General features: G+C 35.9%; 17 protein-coding genes and 1 other annotated feature. Of the genes, 2 read left to right on the top strand and 15 right to left on the bottom strand.

Features of this window, described 5'->3' with window-relative positions:
- Positions 1-76 precede the first annotated feature (76 nt).
- The 15 genes from R9X47_RS18015 to R9X47_RS17945 form a co-directional block, all read right to left on the bottom strand.
- The gene (locus tag R9X47_RS18015; protein WP_432662414.1) at positions 77-1645 is read right to left on the bottom strand and encodes an HAL/PAL/TAL family ammonia-lyase; all 1569 of its coding nucleotides are present in this window, start codon (positions 1643-1645) and stop codon (positions 77-79) included.
- Between the two features lie 117 nt (positions 1646-1762).
- Complete coding sequence (locus R9X47_RS18010; RefSeq protein WP_432662413.1) at positions 1763-3316, bottom strand: BCCT family transporter; 1554 nt, start codon at positions 3314-3316, stop codon at positions 1763-1765.
- 110 nt (positions 3317-3426) lie between these two features.
- Positions 3427-4362 (bottom strand): ATP-binding protein, encoded by a 936-nt coding sequence (locus tag R9X47_RS18005; RefSeq protein ID WP_432662412.1) that lies wholly within the window; start codon positions 4360-4362, stop codon positions 3427-3429.
- Between the two features lie 347 nt (positions 4363-4709).
- Entirely contained in the window at positions 4710-6380 is a 1671-nt protein-coding gene (locus tag R9X47_RS18000) for a sigma-54 interaction domain-containing protein (RefSeq protein WP_432662411.1), read from the bottom strand.
- A 153-nt stretch (positions 6381-6533) separates the two neighbouring features.
- A complete protein-coding gene (locus R9X47_RS17995) occupies positions 6534-7514 on the bottom strand; it encodes an ADP-ribosylglycohydrolase family protein (protein ID WP_432662410.1) in 981 nt (326 codons plus the stop codon).
- Positions 7515-7528: 14 nt separating this feature from the next.
- Positions 7529-8452, bottom strand: coding sequence for a carbohydrate kinase family protein (locus R9X47_RS17990; protein ID WP_432662409.1), 924 nt, complete (start codon positions 8450-8452; stop codon positions 7529-7531).
- A 23-nt stretch (positions 8453-8475) separates the two neighbouring features.
- Positions 8476-9513, bottom strand: coding sequence for a PTS transporter subunit IIC (locus R9X47_RS17985; protein ID WP_432662408.1), 1038 nt, complete (start codon positions 9511-9513; stop codon positions 8476-8478).
- Positions 9514-9560: 47 nt separating this feature from the next.
- Positions 9561-10496, bottom strand: a complete 936-nt coding sequence (locus tag R9X47_RS17980) for an ABC transporter permease (RefSeq protein WP_432662407.1) — start codon at positions 10494-10496, stop codon at positions 9561-9563.
- Positions 10496-11575 carry an ABC transporter permease gene (locus R9X47_RS17975; protein WP_432662406.1) on the bottom strand — a complete coding sequence of 360 codons (1080 nt, stop codon included), beginning with the start codon at positions 11573-11575 and terminating at the stop codon, positions 10496-10498. The genes R9X47_RS17980 and R9X47_RS17975 overlap by 1 nt, the downstream gene beginning before the upstream one ends.
- The gene (locus tag R9X47_RS17970; protein WP_432662405.1) at positions 11576-13114 is read right to left on the bottom strand and encodes an ABC transporter ATP-binding protein; all 1539 of its coding nucleotides are present in this window, start codon (positions 13112-13114) and stop codon (positions 11576-11578) included.
- A gap of 117 nt (positions 13115-13231) precedes the next feature.
- Positions 13232-14338 (bottom strand): BMP family ABC transporter substrate-binding protein, encoded by a 1107-nt coding sequence (locus tag R9X47_RS17965; RefSeq protein WP_432662404.1) that lies wholly within the window; start codon positions 14336-14338, stop codon positions 13232-13234.
- Positions 14339-14543: 205 nt separating this feature from the next.
- Positions 14544-15245 (bottom strand): GntR family transcriptional regulator, encoded by a 702-nt coding sequence (locus R9X47_RS17960; protein WP_432662403.1) that lies wholly within the window; start codon positions 15243-15245, stop codon positions 14544-14546.
- Between the two features lie 164 nt (positions 15246-15409).
- Positions 15410-16729, bottom strand: a complete 1320-nt coding sequence (locus R9X47_RS17955; RefSeq protein ID WP_432662402.1) for a replication-associated recombination protein A — start codon at positions 16727-16729, stop codon at positions 15410-15412.
- 229 nt (positions 16730-16958) lie between these two features.
- Positions 16959-17951, bottom strand: a complete 993-nt coding sequence (gene ilvC / locus R9X47_RS17950; RefSeq protein ID WP_432662401.1) for a ketol-acid reductoisomerase — start codon at positions 17949-17951, stop codon at positions 16959-16961.
- A gap of 67 nt (positions 17952-18018) precedes the next feature.
- Positions 18019-19557, bottom strand: a complete 1539-nt coding sequence (locus R9X47_RS17945; protein WP_432662400.1) for a 2-isopropylmalate synthase — start codon at positions 19555-19557, stop codon at positions 18019-18021.
- A gap of 230 nt (positions 19558-19787) precedes the next feature.
- Positions 19788-20027: a binding site (T-box leader), on the bottom strand.
- A 406-nt stretch (positions 20028-20433) separates the two neighbouring features.
- Here R9X47_RS17945 and ilvB point away from each other — a divergent pair.
- On the top strand, positions 20434-22056 hold the full coding sequence (ilvB, locus tag R9X47_RS17940) for a biosynthetic-type acetolactate synthase large subunit (protein ID WP_432662399.1): 1623 nt from the start codon (positions 20434-20436) through the stop codon (positions 22054-22056).
- 16 nt (positions 22057-22072) lie between these two features.
- Positions 22073-22567: an acetolactate synthase small subunit gene (ilvN, locus tag R9X47_RS17935; protein ID WP_432662398.1), complete on the top strand. Its 495-nt coding sequence runs from the start codon at positions 22073-22075 to the stop codon at positions 22565-22567.
- Positions 22568-22769: the final 202 nt, after the last annotated feature.

Below are 22769 nucleotides of genomic sequence, written 5' to 3'. Positions count from 1 at the left end.
GAAACACCTAAGGACTGTACTCATAAGAAATCTTTATGAGACAGTCCTTTTTATTTATAATCCCATTAATTTTTATCTAAAACTCAAGCTTCCCTATCTCTTCTTCTACAGTTTCTACTATCATGTTCTCTTGTATAAGAGTAGCAATATGCTCAATATACGGCTGCATGTTGCAGTCATTTTCAATGTAAGGAACTGATTCTCTGATTAAATCATGAACCTTTGTTGTAATTGGTGAAGGTTTCAATTCGTCATAGAAGTCTTGAGCCTGGGTAGAGTTAAGGAATTCCGTTGCCAGTACATATTTTGCTAGTCCTGCCACTTCATACATCTTTCTCGCTGCATTGTAGCCCATACTTACATAATCCTCTTGATTGGCACATGTAACAAAGTTATCGATGGTTGCTGGATGACATAATATTTTCATTTGACCAACAATCCCAGCTGCGGCATATTGTGGAATCATTAATCCATTATTTAGTCCTGGATTTTTATTGAGGAAAGCCGGTAGTTCACTAATATGATGATTTACTAATCGATCTAATCTTCTTTCGGACATTTTAGCTAGGTTTGTAATGGCTATTGCTGATGAGTCTGCAGCCATTCCAACATAGGAACCATCGGCATTACATCCCATTAGAGCAACACTGTCTTCCCCATCTTCAAAAAGCAAAGGATTATCAACGGATGAATTCAATTCAATAATTAAGGTTTTCAAGCTATCCTTTAAAATCTTCTTTGCAGCTCCGTGTAGTTGAGGTATACATCTAAGAGACAATGCATCTTGCACTCTATATTCCTTATATTTCTCAACGATTTCGCTGTTCTCAAGGATCCTGTTAACATTGGCGGCTGTTTTTCCTTGATCCTCATGGGGTCTTACAGCCATAATTCGCGGATCCATTGCCATTAACGTTCCCTTTAAAACTTCTAGAGACATAGCCCCAGCAATATCACAGGTTCTAGATGTTACTAATGCATCATACAGTCCTAGTGTAGTCAATGCAGTTACCGAGGTCGTCCCTGAAGTCAGTGATAATCCTTCTTTGCTTGATATAACTGTTGGAGTTAACCCCGCCTTTTTTAGGGCCTCTTCACCTGATAACAATTCACCCTTATACCATGCCTTCCCCTCTCCAATAAGCACAAGTGAAACATGGGCTTCTAAGGATAAGTACCCTACTGATCCGTGTCTTGGAGTGAATGGTACAATGTTGTTATTTAGCAAATCTCTGATTTGCTCTAATGTAGCTAGTCTTATACCTGTATGCCCCGACCCTAGATGCTGAAGCATAACAAACATCATTGCTCTAACGCACTCTTCTTCAATTGGCTCCCCCAATGAGCATGCATGGGATAGGAGATTATTCCTTTGCACAATTTTTCTATCTTCCTTAGATATAACTTTATTCCAATTCTCTCCTAGCCCTGTAGTTATACCATATATCGCCTTCTCTTCGTCGGAAAACTTTTCAACTAGCCTACGACACTTATTAACCCTATTTATATATTTTCCCGAAAACTCCACATTTGCATTATATCTCGCTACAGCGATTACTTCTTCTAAACCTATCTGTCCACCCAAAACAACTTTTTTAATCCCCTTAGGTGAAACATTTCCAAATTCATATTGGAATTCTGTCATCTTTATCACCGTCTTTTTATATATTATTCTAGATTATATTTTCTCTTTTAATGACTCTACTGTAATCGTTTCTCTATCAATTATTAAGTACTTTGCATTATCTATCTCATTCTTTATTTATATTTCTTCTTTGATACCAATTTCCTTCGTGGGAACCACTTCATCTAAAGAATAATTTTTATCTATTACTAGACGTTTAATAATTCCTGCAAATAGGAATATCATTATAAATAATATTGGTAATCCCGAGATAGCTAGAAGTGTTTTAACACCGTCTAAACCTCCGGCTGTAACAAATATGATAGCCAGAATCCCCATTAAGCTTCCCCAAAATACTTTTATACCGATTGGAGCTTCTTTTACTCTTGAATCCTTTAAGGACATTAGTGAAATAGATGAAGTCATTGAATCTGCCATGGTTACATAGGATAACATAATTGTAATAATGATGATAGGTTGGATTATTTGACCGAGTGGCAAGAATTCAGCAACCTTGAGCATAACCCCATCAAAGCCTTCGGTTGTCATATATTTAAACATATCAAATTTTCCAGTAAGTTGAAGGTCAAGTACAAATCCACCAAAAGAGCCAAACCATAATACACCAAACATTGCCGGTGCAATCAGGTTAATTAAAACGAACTCTCTGATTGTACGTCCATAACTTATACGAGCAAGGAACAGTCCTATAAGTGGCGAGAATGACAACCAGTCAGCCAGATAGAAAGTATCCCACCATTCTGGCCAAAGATCGGTATTACCTGGAGAAGTAAAAACAGATGCTGAAATAAAGTCATTTGTATAATGGGCAAAACTCTGAACTGTTAAATCTATGATGTACTTAGTTGGTCCAGCTAATATTACAATAGATACAAACGCAATAAAAATCCAAGCATTCTTGTCCGATAGGAATTTTATACCTTTTTGAAGTCCAGAAATACTTGAAATAGTATATATTATTGTGATGGTTGCAGCTAAGGCTACCCATACCATCGGACCCGAAGGAATCCCAGTAATCATTTCGATTCCAGCACCAAGTTGAAGAAGTCCATTTGCAAGTGCTCCAGCAAGACCTGAACAAATTGCAATAAGGGCAACTGAATCCACTACATCTCTATACTTACTTTTTAGAAATTTTTCACCGTATAGAAGTGTCATTCCACTACTTACAGAGTTTGGCATCTTTAAGTTATATATTGCATAGGCAATAGAAAGTCCACATAATGCATACAGTGCATATGGTGTAAACGCCCAGTGCATATAGGATTTATTCATTGCAAATTGAATGGCCTCTGGACTGCCCGGTGTTAATGTAATCCCCTGTGGTGGTGCAAATGAAAAGTATAGAGGCTCAATAGGACCCCAGAACATAATACCAGTTCCTATTCCGGCACAAAGGGCAATTGTCCAATAAGCCCATCTTGAAAGTTCTGGCTTAGCATCTCTTCCACCAAACTTGATGTGTCCGACCTTAGAAAATGCTACATATATGATACCTATTAAAAATATAAGACATGTTAACTGAATAAATGCACCAAAGTATTTTGCAATAAACATATAAACATTCATTACAAAAGTCGCTGTGGCATCGGCGTTAACCATACTTGATCCAATAATTAATAAGAAAATAATAATTGGTACAGCGATAATATTAATTCTTAGTTTCTGCATATTAACTCTCCTCCTAATTAATTTAATAAAGTAATTATTCCAAAGTAGTTTTTGATAGTATTTTGCTTGTTTAGAATCAACGAATTTCTTTTTAAAAAGCTTTTAGTTTTTTACCCACTCACTTTTTCTAATGTTATTGCTCCTACAGGACAGTGATTTTTACAGATAGTACATCCCCAGCACTTTTCCTCATTAAAGGCTACTTTTTTATCGATCTTTGTAAAGGCTTCAAAATTACAAGCCTTGGCACATAGGCCACAGTTAACACATTTCTCTTGATCCCAAACGATGTTATATAACCTCTCAGGCCATATTCCCTTTGTTCCAATAATCTCAGAAGCTCTAACCGGATAACAACAACAGCCGTCACAATTACAAATGGCATGCTCAGCTTCCGATGTATGCATTAATCCGTTCTTATTGGCCATTTTTACGATTTCCTTGGCCTCTTCTTTATCTATAGGCTCTCCCCAACCACGATCCCAGCTGGAATTTATATCATGTTCAAAGAGTATGCAAACGTTCTTAGGCTTCTCACACTTTAGGGCAACGGATTTACAATTACAAGGCACAACATACATTTGCTCCTCTATCCCGTCTATGAGGTCCAAGGTCTCTTCTAATGTATAGAAGTGAGCATTTTCTATGAGTTTGCGCTTTCCTTCTTGGATCTCTTTCAGTCTAGGCAGTGCTCCCTCGGCGTAGCGTTTTACATACCAGATATCCAGTTTTTCACGATCTGCTTCAGGTACGCTCTTCCATAGATCCGTTTCATACTGGCAAAAAAATGCAAGTCTAGTATATACATCCGATGACTTATATTTTATTTCTCCATTATGATCTACCTTGTTGATAACGGCTCTTTTATAGGTGTCTCGAATAAAGTCAACTGGATTAACATCAAGTTTTTCTTTGATAAGCTCCAGTAGCTCATCATAAGTATACTCATTATTTTTCATGGCATTAATCAATATTATTTCGTTCTCTGTTAACATTAATTTAATAACAGAAAGGGCCTCCTGCGGTACATCAAAGTATTCAAGCATCTTCTTTTACCTCCTTTCATATTTAAACTCATCAACCATATAGGGTTTACTTAAATCCCTATACCTATCGTCGACTATAAATCTATAACGCAAAACCCATACCAACTTATAGTTCAAAAAAATTCAAAGAAACCACTTCTTCATGTGATTTCTTTAAAAATTCAGTTATTTTTTTCTATTATTTCTCATAATTTTCTAATTTTATGCAATTACTCTCATAAAGAAAACAGGTGTGCCAAATCATTTGGCGTATATGCAAACTGGTTTGGCGCTTACATAACCATCTTATAAACTAAAAATTCATTTTTTTCTGTCATATTTGTTTTAAGGTGCCAAATCATTTGGCATTATTTCAATTCAATTTTATACTTTTTCATTCTGTATTGTAAACTTTGTCTTCTTAAATCTAAAATTTTTGCTGTTTTTGTAATATTTCCATTATATTTCTTTAGATATTTCTCTATCACTTTCTTCTCATATTCTTCTAGTATTTCAATTAAAGAGTCCGAACTATGATTAAGGTTCGTATCCTCATGTTTAATAGCGAAGGTAGGCAAATCGAAATTCAAATATCTAGGTAAGTGTTCAATAGTAATCAATGTATCGCTTTCATGGGTAATATTGAATGAGTATTCTATAATATGTTGAAGCTCACGGATATTTCCCGGCCAATCGTAGCCTTCAAAGGCCTTCATAACTTCCTTTGAGACACCATTTATATTCTTCCCATATTTTTTATTAAGCTTGCCTATAAAGAACTCCGAAAGTATTTCGATATCCTCAGGTCTCTCACCCAGCCTCGGCAGATCAACTATGATTGTTGAAATTCTATAGAAGAAGTCTTTTCTGATTCTATTCTTTTCTATAAGGTCAAATAGGTTTTCATTTGAGGTAGCTATTATTCTCACATCACAATCGTAATATTTAGCTCCTCCAATTTTTCTAAATTTCTTCTCCTGTAGTACTCTTAAAAGCTTGCTTTGCATGTCAAGGCTCATTGAGTTGACTTCATCGAGAAAAAGAGTTCCTCCGTGGGCCTGTTCAAAGAAACCCACATGATCTCTACTCCCAGTATAGGCACCCTTTACTGTTCCAAAAAACAAACTTTCCGCTAATGCCAAGGGTACAGCCCCACAATTAACAGCTATAAATGGTTTATCTCTTCTTTTTCCAAAGGAATGCATGCTTTGGGCAAGTAGCTCTTTGCCGGTTCCCGTTTCTCCATATATTAAAACACTAGATTCTGTCAGTGATACCTTCTTAGCAAAGTGAATAGCTTCCTCCATAGGTTTAGACCTGTGAATAATATCTGAAAATTGATAGTATTTGCTTTCTCTTTTTATGCTACCTTGATTTAATACATAATCTTCTAGGTAAATATTTTTATAGGCTTGCTGTTTTATTGTAGATATGTCATTTTCCAACAGAACAGCACCGAATAGTTCTCCATCACGCTCTACTGGAAAGGCCGAGTTTACAGTTGTTATCATTTTTCCATTACCTGCCTTAAATCTATCACACCTGTTTACTATAGGCTTTTTTTCCCTAAGAGTAGTAAGAACTGTACTATAATCTTCACGTACGTCATATAGGTCTAATAGATGATTTCCAATAAAATGGCCTCTCTTCATTTCCCCTATCTGTTCACTAATCCTATTTATAAATAAGCCATATCCATTATTGTTATAGATTTGAACACCTTCTGGCAAGCTATCTAAAGCCACTTCATAAATCTCTTTTTGAATTCCATCCCTACTAAAGAGTAGTATATATTGCTTTTCATCAGCACCCTTTGTCCCAAAATTAGTTTGGATTATTTGATACTTAAAGTAAAAGTCGTTTATTTCTATTCTACCGCTTTTATCATCGAAGTTTATTTCAAAATAGTCTTTAGCACATTGATTTAAACCACGTTCAAGGAACTGTTTTAGCCTGCCATCAGCTTCTTTGTCATATAACTCATACTTAAATAGATTGAAATTTTTATCTATATAGCATACTATCTCTGCAACCGACATGACAATTCCTCCTAGGTTAAACGTATTATTTATATTATATATTATCAATGGGAATCTATTTATGCAAATCGATTCTATGCTTATATATTAAAAGAGGATGTCTCAGAATACGAATTTCTGAGATACCCTCTTAAAAAATTTATATTAGCCAATTTATTGTAACAATGACTTTGCAATTTCTTCAAAATCAATCTTATTACTTTCTTTAACTTTTTCTATCCATTTAGGGTTTATTTTATTAGCACCACTAAACGCTCCACATAGGGCTCCGACAATTGATCCATTGGTATCTGCATCATCACCTATATTAATTGTAGAAATTATGCCCTTTTCAAAATCTCCCTTAGCTGCGTAAAAAACACCTAGTGATAATGGAATAGATTCATAGCTTTTCATCCCGGCCCCAATATGCTCATATAGAATCCTACATATCTCATCCAAGGATTTATCTTGATTGTTATCAACTATTTCTTTAGCCAACCTAATTCTTGAAGAAACCAATGGTGCTGGTATATCATATCCAACTTTTTCTCCTTCAATTGCCCCTTTATATGCAGCTTCTATTACCTCGGCAGCAGTAACTCCACCTTCAATAGATAGTGCAATAGCAGCTGCGATTGCGCTTGTTGATGCAACACCTGGTTTACTTCCATGGGATGGTTTAGCCGATGCAATCGCCTCTTTTATGCTCTTCTCAACATTACCATGGTTATAAATACCTATTGGAGCCACACGCATTGCTCCACCATTGGTATCTCCAAGTTTGCCTTTTTCATAATAGTCTCTGCCTTCAATTATTGCCTCAAGAAAATTTCTAGTACTTGGACCAATTACAGTAGATTCAAGCATTTTATTATCTACAGCCCATTTCTTCATCTTCTCAATAAATATTGATTCTTTAAAACCATCTCCCTCTATTAAGACCGATGAAATTATTAATGTTTCCTCCGTATCATCGGTAATTTCCCCTTCTTCGAGATTACCGTGGGCAATTTGCTCTTCCTTTGGCTTAAGGAACCCAGTAATCTTTCCATATACCCTCTCTATTTGGTCAGGTGTCATAAATGATGCGGGCATACCCATTGCATCACCAATTGCTGCTCCAATCAAACATCCATATGCTCTATCTTGCATAGCGCATCCCCTTTCTATATATCAACTATTTCTTTAACCTCATCAATACCAAAGTTGCCATGTGGCTCTAAAAACGTAGTTGCTAAGGCACCACAGGCACTAGCAATTTTTAATGTCGTTTCAATATCCATCCCATTAACTAGTCCATATATTAGTCCCGCTGCAAAGCTGTCTCCAGCTCCTGTTGTATCTACCGATTTTACTTTATATGGCGATACTGAAAATTGATTGTCCTTTGTATAAGCTTTTAACTCCTTGCTGCCGTCTTTCTCAACGACTAATTCAAAATTATTATTAAGACACCATTTAGTAAATCCATTATCTATCTTTAACTTTGTCTCTAATTTTCTTAGCTCAGATTTATTTGGCATAATTATGTGGGATAATTCTAATATCTGACGTAAAAAATCATCCTCTATTTGGTCTACCATTGAACCGGGATCAAATATTAACTTACTACCATTATTTCTTAGAGTGCGTAGTAAGCTTAATTTCACTTCTTTATACTCGGTACTTAACATGTAGTATCCCGTTATATAAACGTATGCCATATTGTTAATTTCAGGATTTTGTAGTATGTCCTCGGATATTTTTTCTTCACAACCTTTATAGGTTAAGAAGGTTCTTTCACCACTCTCATCAAGAAGAACTAGGCAGAAACCTGTATTCCCATCTTCCTTACTAATAAACTCCTTATCTAATTCTTGATCAGTGAGATACTTTTCAACTCTCTTTCCTCTCTCGTCATTTCCAACTCCTGAAACGATATATGGTACACATCCAAGATTTCGGAGGGTGATCCCTACATTTATTGAACAACCTCCAACTCTTTCAAAAAAATTGTTTATTTCTGTGTCTTGTCCTATACTAGGGTATTCCTTTGTCATATAGTAATTATCGATTATTAAACCACCTAAAATCAGAACATCTCTGTTCACATTCATCATAGCCTCCTATAAATCTAAAGATCAATCTTCAAATCATTCTCTTTAATATGCCCTTTTTTTCTTAGTAGATTTGATATGAATAATGTTATTATCACAGGCAATATAAAATGTAACAACAATATGGAGGAGTATAATCCTATACCACCTCGGCCAACGGCTTCCATTGCTTCGATGGTTCCAAACTGACCAACAAACCCACTTGTTCCCATTCCAGAACCTATGGCTGTGTTTTCCATTTTAAATACTACAGTAGCAAGGGGGCCTAGTATGGCCGATGCGACAATTGAGGGAATCCAAATCTTCCAATTATTGATTATATTAGGTACTTGCAGCATCGTTGTTCCAAGACCTTGGGCAAATACACCTGCCCATCTATTCTCTTTAAAGCTAATCACTGCAAACCCAACCATCTGAGCACAGCATCCAACAGTGGCCGCTCCGGCTGCTAAACCCTTTAATCCAAGCATAATTCCAATGGCGGCGCTGCTAATTGGCAGGGTTAGTGCAATTCCCATCAATACCGATACTAAGATCCCCATGGGAATAGGTTGTAACTCCGTTGCGTAAACAATGAGATTTCCAAATCCCACCATAATAGAAGATATCATTGGACCTATAAGAGTCCCTATTAGACAACCCGAAATAATTGTCACCGAAGGAGTTACAATAATATCAAATTTCGTTTCTTTTGATACTAGTTTCCCTATCTCTACCCCAACCAGGCCTGCTATATACGCCCCAATAGGTCCCCCTAAAGCAGCCCCGGCTGCACCAGTAAGGACTGATGAAAAAATAACTAAAGGAGGAGCATTTAATCCATATGCTATTGCAACAGCGATAGCAGGTCCTGTCATTTGCTTAGCAATCGGCCATATTGTTTCTGTTAGTAACAAAATATTGAGCTTTGTTCCGATTAAGTTTAAAATACTACCAACTATTAGAGAAGAAAAAAGTCCAAAGGCCATAAAGCTTAGTGCATCTACACAGTATTTATTAAATGATATCTCTACATTTTTCTTTTTTAGAAAAGTCTTAATTCTATCCAACCTCATGTATATTTCCAACTCCTAAATGTAATTACTTTAGTTTTCTCTCAGCTTTAATTTTTTTCTTTTTCTTTATTAATCCTTTTCTTGTTCATTTCTAGATATGAATATACTGCTATAGCAATGATTGTAATCAAATAAGGCAGTAATTGAATAAGCTGAGGTGGTACATTTAACAACTGCAATCTTATAGCTAGTGAATCTGCCATACCAAAAAGGATTGAGGAGACTAAAACTCCCACCGGTGTTCCTCTTCCCATAGACTCAGCGGCCATACCAATAAATCCTCTACCTGCAATCATATCCCTGGAGAAAAATGAAACATAAGCCAAGGACATAAATGCCCCACCTAAACCTGCCATTGTACCAGCTATTGTTAATGTTATATACTTATACTTTCTTACACTTAAACCTACAGATCTTGCGGCCTCTTCATTCTCTCCTACAGTTCTAATTCTCAGCCCTGTTGGCGTTTTATAAATAAATATTGCCAATAATATTACTAATATCATCGATAAATAAGTCAGAACATTATGGCCAGAAAAAATCTCGCCGATTATTGGAATATCTTTAATAAAGGGTAAATCTATGTTAGGAACAACTTCATTGTTTAAACTTTGAGTAGAACCCTTACTTCCTGTCAAAAGATAAATTACAAATATTGTAATCCCGCCAGCAAAGGTATTTATTGCTATCCCCGCTAAAATCGGTTCACTTTTTAAGGATAAAGTAATATAACCAAAGAGCATAGAGATCATGATTCCTACAAATATTGCTGATAGGACACCTCCTAATGCAGAATGGAAGAAATAGCTGCCTAACACACCTGCCAATGCAGAGATAAGCATTATCCCTTCTGTTGCAATAGCATCGATACCACCTTTGCCATATACCATACATGCCAGTGCAGCAAAGAGAACAGGTGTCATTACCCTGATAGTTGTAAAAACAAAGTCCGTTGAAAAAACTACGTCTATTAATCCACCCATTAGTTAATCACCTTCTTCTTTTCAAAGCTTTTTACATCTTCTACAATAACTTTTTTTCTGTATTCTGCTAAAATAATTTTAGCTGTAATAAGTACTATTACAATGGCTTGAATAATTGTAACGATTTCGAAGGGGATATCTGTATTTCTTGACATAATATCAGCCCCTGTCCTAATATATGCTAAAAACAAAGCTGCAAGGGGAACGTACTTTGCCTTATATCGTGCAACTATTGCTATAAGGACACCATCCCAACCATATCTAGGCAATGCTGTGTATTGAAATCTTCTATACATTCCGAAGAGCTCAACACTTCCGCCTAATCCTGCAAACATACCACCAATAAATTGTGATGCCATTATAATCAATCCAGTTTTGAGTCCTGAATAGTTTGCCATCTCTCCATTCTTTCCTACTAATGTTACTTTGTATCCAAAGGATGTCTTGTTGAGAATTAACCATAATACTGCTACTGCAAAAATGGCTATAAAAATACCTATGTTAATTCGTGTACCCTTAATAATCCTTGGTAAAAACATACTTTTATCAAACATATAGGAATATGTCGAGTTCATTTTGGGATCATAAAAATACTCTGTTATAATAAATAAGCCTAGGAAGAGCATCACATAATTTAACATTAAAGATGTAACTAATTCATTTGCATTACACTTTACCTTCAACAGTCCAGGAATCAAGCATGTTAATCCTCCTGCAAGCATGGCACATATCATTGCAACTATTAAATTAAGGCCTGCAGGTAAATTGAATGTTAATGCTGAAGCCGTTGCTGCAACACTTCCTATGAAGAAAGCACCTTCCATTGATAGATTAAATAGACCCGCTCTATACAACATCACAACAGCCAATCCGGTAAATGTAATTGGTACCATGGCTTCTATAATATTTCCCATTCTTCTAACTGAGGTAAAGGGACCAAAGATGAAATCATTTATGGCTTCCAGTGGTTGATCACTAATGAAAAAAATTACAATAAAGACTATAATCATCGACCCAAATATGGCGACAAACACACGTAACATCTCTAATAAAGTCAATTTATTAATTTTTGTTTCCATCTATTCATCACCTCTTTGAGTTTGTTTTTTTAATCCAAGCATATATAGTCCTAAATTGTATTCGTCTATCTCTTTTGCATCTTCAAAATATCCTGCTACTTCGCCATCGTGCATAATCAAAATGCTGTCACTTAATTCAAGTACTTCATTTAAGTCTGCTGATATTAAAATTATGCCTCTGCCTTTGTCCCGTAGTTCAATTAGCTTTTTCCAGATAAATTCGTTTGCCCCAACATCTATACCTCTTGTAGGTTGGTTTGCTATTAAAAGTTCAGGATTCGCTGACATCTCTCTAGCAACTACAACCTTTTGCATATTTCCTCCAGATAGCATTCCCGTCAATTGATTCATGTTTCTACAAACAATAGCAAAATCTTGAATAAGGTGATTTGCTAGGGATTTAATTTTCTTCATACTTAGAAAACCCTTATCCTTCAAGTGGGAACGGTCTATCCTATCGGAAATTAGATTCTCCCAGATACTTACTTTAGTTGCTATTCCAGTTTTCATTCGATCTTCCGGTATAAATGACATACCCATGTCCCTAATGTTTCTAATGCTTTTTCCGATTATGTTCTCATTATTAAATAGAACTGTACCTTTAACATCCTTGTTTAGTCCAAAAATACACTCAGCTAATTCTTTCTGTCCATTTCCTTCTACACCGGCAATTCCTAAAATCTGACCTTTCTTAACTTTAAAGGACACGTTGTTTACCACTGGCTTCATCTCTTCATTTATATAGGTCAAGCCTTTTACATCTAAAAGGGTATCACCAAATTCAGGAATGCTCTTTGAAACCTTGAGTATAACTTCTCTACCAACCATAAAATTCGAAATTTGCTCCTCAGTAGAATCACCAACATCCATAACACCTACGGTTTTTCCACCTCTTAAAACCGTTATTCGATCACAAATCTTTCTTACTTCTCTGATCTTGTGAGAAATAAAAATAACTGTATGTCCTGATTCTTTTAAAAGTAATAGCTGTTCAAATAGTTCTTCTGTCTCCTGAGGTGTTAATACAGCCGTAGGTTCGTCTAGAATCAGTAGCTTTGCGCCCCTTGCTAAAACCTTGATTATCTCAACCTTTTGTTTCAGTCCAACCGATAAATCTGTTACCCTTGCGTTAGGATCGACCTTTAGATTATATTTTTCTGCAACATCCTTGACTAACTTATATGCTTCTTTATTATCAATAATAAATCCATTTTTAGGCTCCATTCCAAGAACCACATTTTCATATACTTTTAATGAGTCAACAAGCATAAAATGCTGATGAACCATTCCTATACCTATATTAATTGCCTCATGGGATGTTAGCTTGGAAATATCCTTTCCATCAAAAAAGATTGAACCGTTATCCATCCCTTGTTCCCCAAACAATATCTTCATTAAAGTACTTTTACCAGCACCATTCTCACCCATCAGTGCATGTATTTCACCTTTTCTAACACTAAAATTAACATTATCGTTAGCCATTACACCATTATCATAGATTTTAGTGATGTTCTGCATCCTTAGTAGTTCGTTCTTCATTATTTCACCTCAACATTTTTTAATTAAAGCCATAACGAATGGTTGAAGTTTGAATTGTTTTGAAAGTAATGGGGCTGTCCCATAAAAGTTTCACATGAGCTCAGCCCCGGGGTGTTTCTAAGGTTTTACCGAGTTTATAATTGCGTCAACTTCTTCAACCGGTGCTCCAAGTGCCGATGTAATGTCAACTCCACCAGCTTCTACTCTTTCTTTTTCCTTTGCTACCTTTGCCTTAATATCATCAGGTACGTTTTTCTCGTAGTACTCATTAATGGCTATGCCTGCACCGCCTTCTATAACTCCTAGACTCTCAAAGTCTCCCCAAGGAAGCTTTTCTTCTTCATTTAATTCCACAGCTCTTTTCAATGAATTTCCTACTTCTTTCAGAACTGAAGTAAGAATTACATTGGCTTTATCTTCATCAACACCTTTAAATAGCATTGCCTGATCTGAGTCAACACCTATAATATACTTGCCTTTCTCAACTGCTGCTTCAACACATCCAAGTCCTGCTTGCTCAGCAGCTGGGAATGTAATATCAACACCTTGTGCAAACTGAGCTAAAGCAGTTTCTTTACCCTTTGCGGTATCATCCCATGACCCTATATATGATACAAATACCTTGATATCAGGTTCAACTGACTTAGCACCTTCAATATATCCTACTAGGAAGTCGCTAATAATAGGATGCTCACTTCCTCCGATGAATCCTATCTTTTTATCAGGATTTGCATACTCCATATCGGATGTTGTAACTAATGCCGCTAATACTCCTGCCAAATATGAACCTTCGTTTTGTTTATAGCTTATTGAATATACGTTTTCATTTAGACCCTTCTCTATTTCTGTATCAAAAAGTATAAATTTTTGATCTGGGAATTCGTTTGCAACAGACTGAACAACTTCCTTTGCATTAGATCCATTAGTTATAATAATGTCGTATTTCCCTTCTTCAGATAAGTCCATAAAAGTTGGTTCCCATTTAGTTTGGTCTCTTCCTACCTCAATAATCTTAGTATTAAATCCTAATTGCTCATTGATTTTTTTGATACCTTCTGCTGCTGAGTCATTAAATGATTTATCTCCTAATTGACCTGTAACAACAAAGACAACACTTGGCTTCTTATCAACGGCTTGAGACTCACTAGGCTTCTCTTCACCTCCTGTTGAACATCCAGCCAGTAAAAGTCCTAGTATTAGCATTAATGATATTAGTTTTTTCATAGTATCTCTCCTTTTTTTAAAAATTTTCCCCCGTAAATTTTAATTAATGGTAGTTCATTTGGATACTTTGAAGCTTGAAACATAAATACTATACAGCTTAACATCACACCCCTCACATCTTGTATACTTGTCCATACAAGTTATTTTTTTAAAAAAAACCTACAGAGATTCAAGCAGATCTCTATATTATAGGCTTTTTAATGGACTAATCAATCCTAGTTAACAATTTAAATTCTACATTTGGACCGTAAATAATATTAACTTTTTCTATTTCTACACCTGTATCACTGAATACTACAGCCTTTGATTGCAGCAGTGGGGTATCATTCTCAACTTTAAAAATTTCACTTGTTTTGCTGTCACTCAATATAGGGTATATACCTAGCTCAACATTAGTGGGAAATATACTGTACTCTTCTCTAATGACATTATATAACGATTGTTTTTCAAAGTTATGTTTGTTGATATTTGGAAATATATCTAGGGGTAAGTAGGATGTATCAATTGTTAAAAACTCTTCTTCATCCTCCTTAACACCGCGTGCCCTAACAAGTTTATAGTATTTTTTTTCATTAATATTAATAAAATCTTCTTCCAATATCCTTGAAATTGGTACTTTATTTTTCCTTTTAAGGAAGTCAGTAAACCCGCCAAAGTTCCACATACTGTAATTTACCTGGCGCAAGCTAACAAAAGTCCCTTTACCGTGTTCACTTCTTAGTAAACCTTCACCAATCAAATTAGAAATTGCTTTTCTTACAGTCGTCCTAGTAATATTGTATTGTTTACTAAGCTGAGTTTCTGACGGTATCATTTCTCCTTGTTGATATTTACCCTTTACTATATCATCTTTAATTATTCTTTGAAGCTGCATATATAATGGTATAACATGATTCTTCTTTAACATCGAAAGCCACCTTGTCCACTTGTCTATACAAGTTGTAATAATTATTCATAGTTTATCAAATATTGTGACAATAGTCAATAAATTTTTAATGGACATCTAATAAAGTCTCCTATGTATACTTCCATAGAAGACTTTATTTTTGTATTAAAATCAGCCTGTGCCTATTATTTCTTCTTTAATCTTTTCATCATTTCTTTTATCTTCTTTTCCTGCCCATTATCACTTAACTCATAGTATGTTGTTCCTACTAATTCATCGGGAAGGTACTGCTGCTCAACATAATTATTGGGGTAGTCATGGGGATATATGTATCCTAATCCATGTTTCAATTTTTTTGCGCCTTTATAATGTCCATCCCTCAAGTGGAGAGGCACTTGTCCTATTTTCTTATTCTCAACATCACTTAGTGCCTTTTTTATCCCAACATAGCTGCCATTACTTTTAGGGGAAATGGCTACATATGCAGCTGCCTGGGATAATATTATCCTTGCTTCAGGCATACCTATAAACTGAACTGCCTGGGCAGCATTGTTTGCAAGGATAAGGGCATGGGGATTGGCATTCCCTACATCCTCAGAGGCAGCTATAACTATCCTTCTGGCAATAAACACAGGATCTTCTCCTGCATAAAGCATTCTAGCAAGATAATGCAATGCAGCATCGGGATCGGATCCCCTCATACTCTTTATAAATGCGGAAACTACATCGTAGTGATAATCTCCATCCTTATCATATTTGATTGCTTTCTTCTGCATACATTCCTTGATTACTTCTATATCTATATCTATTTTTCCCTCTTCATTCATATCAGTGGTCAAGGTTGCTAGTTCCAAAGCATTTAATGCTCTTCTTGCATCTCCCCCTGCCACACTAGCAAGAAATTCCAATGCATCTTCCTGTAAACTTACATTATATAATCCAAGTCCTTTTTCATCATCTTCTATTGCTCTTTTGATTATCCTCTTAATATGTTCTTCATCTAGGGGTTCTAGCTTGAATAACATCGATCTAGAAATCAATGCATTATTTACCTGAAAAAATGGATTTTCAGTTGTGGCGCCTATTAATATTAATGTTCCATTTTCTACACTAGGTAACAATCCGTCCTGCTGAGCCTTATTAAACCTATGTATCTCATCTAAAAATAGTATGGTTCTTTTATTGTACATACCAAGCTGATTTTTTGCTTCCTTAACTACTTCCTTTAAATCCTTTACACCGGAGGTTACCGCATTTAGCTGTACAAAGTTCGATTTGGTAGTATTTGCAATAATCCTTGCAAGGCTTGTCTTACCGGTACCAGGAGGTCCATATAGGATTATTGAGGTAATCCTGTCAGCCTTGATTGCTCTCCAAAGGAGTTTTCCAGGTGCCAGTATATGTTCTTGTCCAACATATTCCTCTAGATTTCTGGGTTTTAGGCGCTCCGCTAAGGGTGAGTCCTTCTTTAGTTTTTCTTGTCTCTGTATCTCAAATAAATCCATCTTACATCACCTTTATCATTTCTCGCTTAAATAAGCAAAATTTTTCTATATACATCATTGTATCAAATTTTATCCCTAATAAAAACTCAGTAGTATAGAGGAGACTATTGAAAAGCCAGTTTTTTCACTGTAGCGTGGAAAATTATCAAAAAAAATTAAAACCATAAGAAAAATTTCTAATGGTTTTAATCACATGACTTTAATAATGTAGACTCTTCTATTATATATATTACTCTTTAATCCACTCCATCATACTTCTAAGTTCTTTACCCACCTCAACTATCGGGTGCTCAAGCTCTCTTCTCTTAATAGCATTGAACATTGGTCTGTTCATGTTGTTTTCTGATAGCCAATTCTTTGCAAATTGACCTGTTTGTATTTCATGAAGAACTTTCTTCATTTCCTTACGTGTCTCGTCTGTTATAACTCTTCTACCAACCATGTAATCCCCGTACTCTGCTGTATCACTTACACTGTATCTCATCTTTTCAAATCCACCCTCATAAAGAAGGTCTACAATAAGCTTTAGTTCATGTAGGCATTCAAAGTATGCAATCTCAGGTTGATATCCTGCTTCAACTAGAGTATCAAAGCCAGCCTTTATTAGCTCTGTTGCGCCACCACATAATACAGCCTGCTCTCCAAATAGATCTGTCTCAGTTTCTTCTTGGAAAGTAGTCTCTATAACACCTGCTCTAGCTGCTCCTATTCCACTAGCATATGCAAGTGCTAAGTCCTTAGCCTTACCAGTATAATCTTGATAAATAGCTATTAGCGCAGGTACACCCTTTCCTTCTTGATATACTCTTCTTACCAAATGTCCAGGTCCCTTTGGTGCAACCATGAAAACATCTACGTTGGCTGGAGGCACTATCTGCGTGAAATGTATGTTGAAGCCATGGGCGAAAACTAAAGCATCTCCTTCCTCTAGGTTAGGCATGATACTCTCCATATATATACTTCTTTGTTTTTCATCTGGTACTAAAATCATTATTATATTACTCACCTTAGCCGCCTCAGCAACCTCCATAACCTCTAGTCCACTTTCTTTAACTCTTTCCCAAGACTTGCTTCCTTTATATAGTCCAACTACAACGTCTACTCCACTTTCCTTTAGGTTCAATGCATGGGCATGCCCCTGACTTCCAAAACCAATAACTGCTACCTTTTTTCCTGCAAGCATTTCCTTGTTTGCATCCTTATCATAATACATCTTTGCCACTATAAGTTCCTCCTTATATTATCTGATTAATTTATATATGATGTTTATTTAAAACATATATCTAACTTTATGATGCTCTTTCTTCCTTATCCATCAGTCCTATTTCATCGGCCATTTTATTGACGGCACTGATGTATGCTCTTATACTAGCCTCCACTATATCTGTACTAAGCCCTCTTCCTCTATACATCTTGCCATCATGGCTGATCTTAACCATTGCCTCACCTTGAGCGTCCTTCCCCTCTGTAACAGAGTGAAGTCCATAATCTTCAAGGACTAGATTTACTCCTACGATTTTTTCTATTGCCTTAAAGGCTGCATCTACTGGCCCATCTCCCATTGATGCTTCTTCAACCAGTTTATCATCGATTCTTAAAGCTATTGAAGCCGTTGATGTAATTACATTTCCACTGTTAATCACAAAATTCTCTAGTTCATAGGTCTTTGGTGTTTCTATAGAATCACCTGCTACTATGGCTTCAATATCCCTGTTGTAAACATCCTTCTTCTTATCTGCCAAGTCCTTAAATTTCTTAAAGGCTTTAACTAATTCTTCATCTGTCAAGGTATATCCTAAAGAGTTAACTCTTTCTAGGAATGCATGTTTACCAGAGTGTTTGCCCAGAACCATCTTATTTGTAGTTAACCCTACGGATTCCGGTGTCATGATTTCATAGGTGCTTCTTTCTTCCATTACACCATGTTGATGGATTCCAGATTCATGGGCAAATGCATTAGCCCCTACGATTGCCTTATTAGGCTGTACTTGAACACCTGTTATGGTACTCAAAAGCTTACTTGAACGCATTATTTGAGTTGTGTCGATATTACAATCTAAATCCAAGATATCTCTTCTAGTGTTTATGGCCATTACAATTTCTTCAAGGGCTGCATTCCCTGCCCTTTCACCAATACCGTTAATGGTACACTCAAATTGAGTTGCACCGGCCCTTGCCGCAGCTATTGTATTTGCAACAGCAAGACCCAAGTCATTATGGCAATGTACAGATATCTCTGCTTTATGCATATTTGAGGTGTTCTCTCTTATTTTAGTTATGAAGTCATAATATTCATCAGGAGTTGTGTATCCCACTGTATCTGGTATATTTATTACAGTCGCTCCCGCTGCTATAACCTTTTCAAATAATCTTGATAGGAATATAGGATCACTTCTTGTACCATCCTCTGCAGAGAATTCAATATCTTCACAGTATTTTTTTGCATGTTTAACCATACTAACTGCTCTTTCAATTACATCCTCTGGGTCCATTTTCAATTTATACTTCATATGAATATCTGAAGTAGCTATAAATGTGTGAATCCTTGGTCTTGCAGCATATTTTACTGCTTCCCATGCATAATCTATATCCTTTGGTAGTGTTCTAGCTAAACTTGCTACTGTACAGTCCTTTATAGTCTTTGCAATCTCCTTAACTGAGATAAAGTCACCTTCTGAAGCAATGGCAAAGCCTGCTTCGATTATATCTACCTTCAAAAGTTCTAATTGCTTAGCCATTTGTATCTTTTCCTGAAGATTCATACTGCATCCAGGTGATTGCTCTCCATCTCTTAATGTCGTATCAAAAATCTTAATTATCTTCCCCATTTAAATTCTCCCCTTCACATTTAGAATAGTTTGTAGCTCTGATTTCTAAGTTCTAAGTTTTAGATTCTAAATTCTAATTTTCAAGTTCTAAGTTAAGACCATCCTATTAGGACACTATCTTCTGTTCTTTTTTACATACTCTACGTGAGGTATGAATCTTTTTATATTAGTTTGGTTGTCATGACATTTTACTTTTAAAAAAACAAAAACCTCGACCTTAAATATATAAATTTAAGGACGAGGTAAATTTCCACGTGGTACCACCTTATTTGTTTTTGAATAATCAAAAACCACTCATTTCAGGTTCAATCAAACCCTAGCCGATAATGGGGCATACCATCTATCTCCTATAAGTATTTCAGAGATGCAGCTCAGGAGTGAGTAGTATTTTTACTACAGTATCGGTTCACAGCGACCACCGACTCTCTGAAACTGCCTTCGCAAAATACGCTCTCCATCATTGCTTTTTCGCTTTGTAATTTCCAGGTATTGTATTGTATCTTAACAAATCGAATTTCAAATGTCAATAGGTTTTTTGAAAAAATATCGAAGTTTATTTATTTTTATGCATAAACAATTTTTTACATCACGAAAAAATTTTTTCACCTAATTTTTATATTATGAATAAATTTGCATAATTTTGAAAATATTTTGTTGACTTTGAGGCTTGTTTTTTGTTACAATACTTGTTAATTATCTTCGTAAGGGCAAAGATGATAGAAATCTCTTTGTCGGTTCTAAATTCTAAGTTCTAGAAATACAGGTTTTAAACTAAGTTTATTAAAAAGACTTCACTATTACGGGCATAGCTAGAAAGCGACTAAAAAGTATTGACCAATTTTTGTCACGAAATCCAATAATTAAGAAGGTGATATTTTGAAGGTTTCAAATGCTATTGTAAAATGTCTAGAAAATGAAGGTGTGGATATTGTTTTCGGCTATCCTGGTGCAGCTGTATTTCCAATATATGAATCTTTAAGAAATTCTGATATAAGACATGTCCTAGTTAGACATGAGCAAGGAGCAGCCCATGCTGCCAGTGGTTTTGCAAGAACCAAAGGTACCGTTGGTGTATGTATGTCTACATCTGGCCCCGGTGCTACAAATTTAATTACTGGTATTGCCACAGCCTATATGGACTCTATACCTCTTGTGGCAATAACTGGCCAAGTAAATACAACGGCCATAGGTAAAGATGTTTTCCAAGAGGCAGACGTTGTAGGTTCTACCGAACCATTTACTAAATATAACTATCTTGTTAAAGATGCTAACGATATACCAAGAATATTTAAAGAGGCTTTTTATTTAGCTTCTACAGGAAGGCCAGGTCCTGTACTTATAGATATACCTCTTGATGTTCAGATGCAAAGTATAAATTTCTCTTACCCTGATTCTGTAGATATAGTTGGATATAAGCCTACCTATGTAGGCCATGCGGGTCAAGTGAAAAGAGCTCTTAAAAGACTTAAAACCAGCAAAAAACCTTTGATTTGTGTTGGAGGCGGAATATTGTGCTCCGAAGCGTCTAAGGAGCTTGAGATTTTTGCTGAAAAATCAAAGATACCCGTTGTGCATACCCTAATGGGTATTGGTGCTCTTACCTCGGATTCCGATTATTATGTAGGCATGGTAGGATCCCACGGTCACTCCTATGCCAATAGGGCTGTAACGGAGACAGATTTATTAATGATTATAGGTGCTAGGGTCGGCGATCGTGCTACAGCTGGCTTCAAGCTTACAAATAAAGATCTTTCTATTATTCATATTGATATTGACCCTGCTGAGATTGGTAAAAATCTAGATACTACCATTCCAGTTGTTGGCGATGCAAAGAATATTTTAAATCAATTTATTGAAAAGGTTGAACCCCTTGATACCGATGAGTGGATTCAGAGAATTAACTCCCTTAAAGAAAATGTAGTGGAGAAATTTGGAGGCAAGGATACCTTCGTCAATCCAAAGGAAGCATTGAAAACACTATCTAGTATAGTTCCTGGCAACGCAATCTTTACCGTTGATGTTGGTCAGAATCAGATTTGGGCTGCTAGAAATTTAGTGGTGAATGGCGATAGGAAATTCTTAACTTCTGGAGGCCTCGGAACTATGGGCTACAGTCTTCCTGCAGCTATAGGGGCTAAGCTAGCAGACCCAGCTAGAAAAGTTATATGCAGCCTAGGTGATGGCAGTTTTCAAATGTCCCTAGGAGAATTAGCAACCTTACGTGAGTCAAACCAAAATATTACAATACTACTCTTTAACAATAACAGACTAGGAATGGTTAGAGAACTTCAGGATATCAAAGTTGGAAAGGGTAAATATTTTGGAGTAGATTTTACTGCTAATCCAGATTTTATGAAGATAGCTGATGCCTATGGTCTAAAAGGCCTAAGAATATCTTCAAATGAAGAACTAGAAGCAGCTCTAGATACTGCCTTAAACAGCGATGACAGCTATATCATTGAATGTCTAGTAGATCCAAGTATCTTTAGTATCCTATAGGGAAGGGGGAATTCATATGAGTAAGCACATTCTATCGGTTTTAGTACAAAACCACTCTGGAGTATTAAGTAGAATTGCAGGTTTATTCAGTCGTAGAGGCTACAATATAGACAGTCTTACTGTAGGTGTTACTGAAAATCCAAGTATTTCTCGAATGACCATCGCAGTTACAGGCGATGACTATATTCTTGAACAGATGACTAAGCAATTAAATAAGCTCATAGATGTTATCAAGGTCGTGGAGCTTAAGCCAGAAAAATCTGTTCATAGAAATCTTGTATTGATTAAGGTTAAAGCAAACGCCAAAGAAAGAACTGCTATCAACGAAACAGTTAATATTTTTAGAGCAAATATAGTAGATATCTCATCGGAAACCCTAACTGTAGAGTTAACCGGTGATTCTGGAAAAATATCTGCATTCATAGATGTTATAAAGCCCTTCGGGATACTTGAGTTAGTCCGTACAGGGTTTACAGGCATCCAAAGAGGCGGTTCTCAAATTACTGATTAGACCCCGGATCATTCATGGAAATTTAAAGCTCTGATACGTCTTTTCAAACTTTCTGTAAATAATCCGGGTAATATTACATTTTTTTATATATTCAAATATTTTGCTTGTTTTAGAATTTTTTGAATTATTTGTTGACAATCAAAAAGCTCGTTGTTATAATTTGAATAATTATAATATGAGATTCATAGAGATTCAGGAAAGA

This window comes from Wukongibacter baidiensis (assembly GCF_050888315.1).
Classification (GTDB): Bacteria; Bacillota; Clostridia; order Peptostreptococcales; family Caminicellaceae; genus Wukongibacter; species Wukongibacter baidiensis.
Note: the sequence above shows the minus strand (reverse complement) of the source record. Positions and strands in the feature narration are given on the sequence as shown.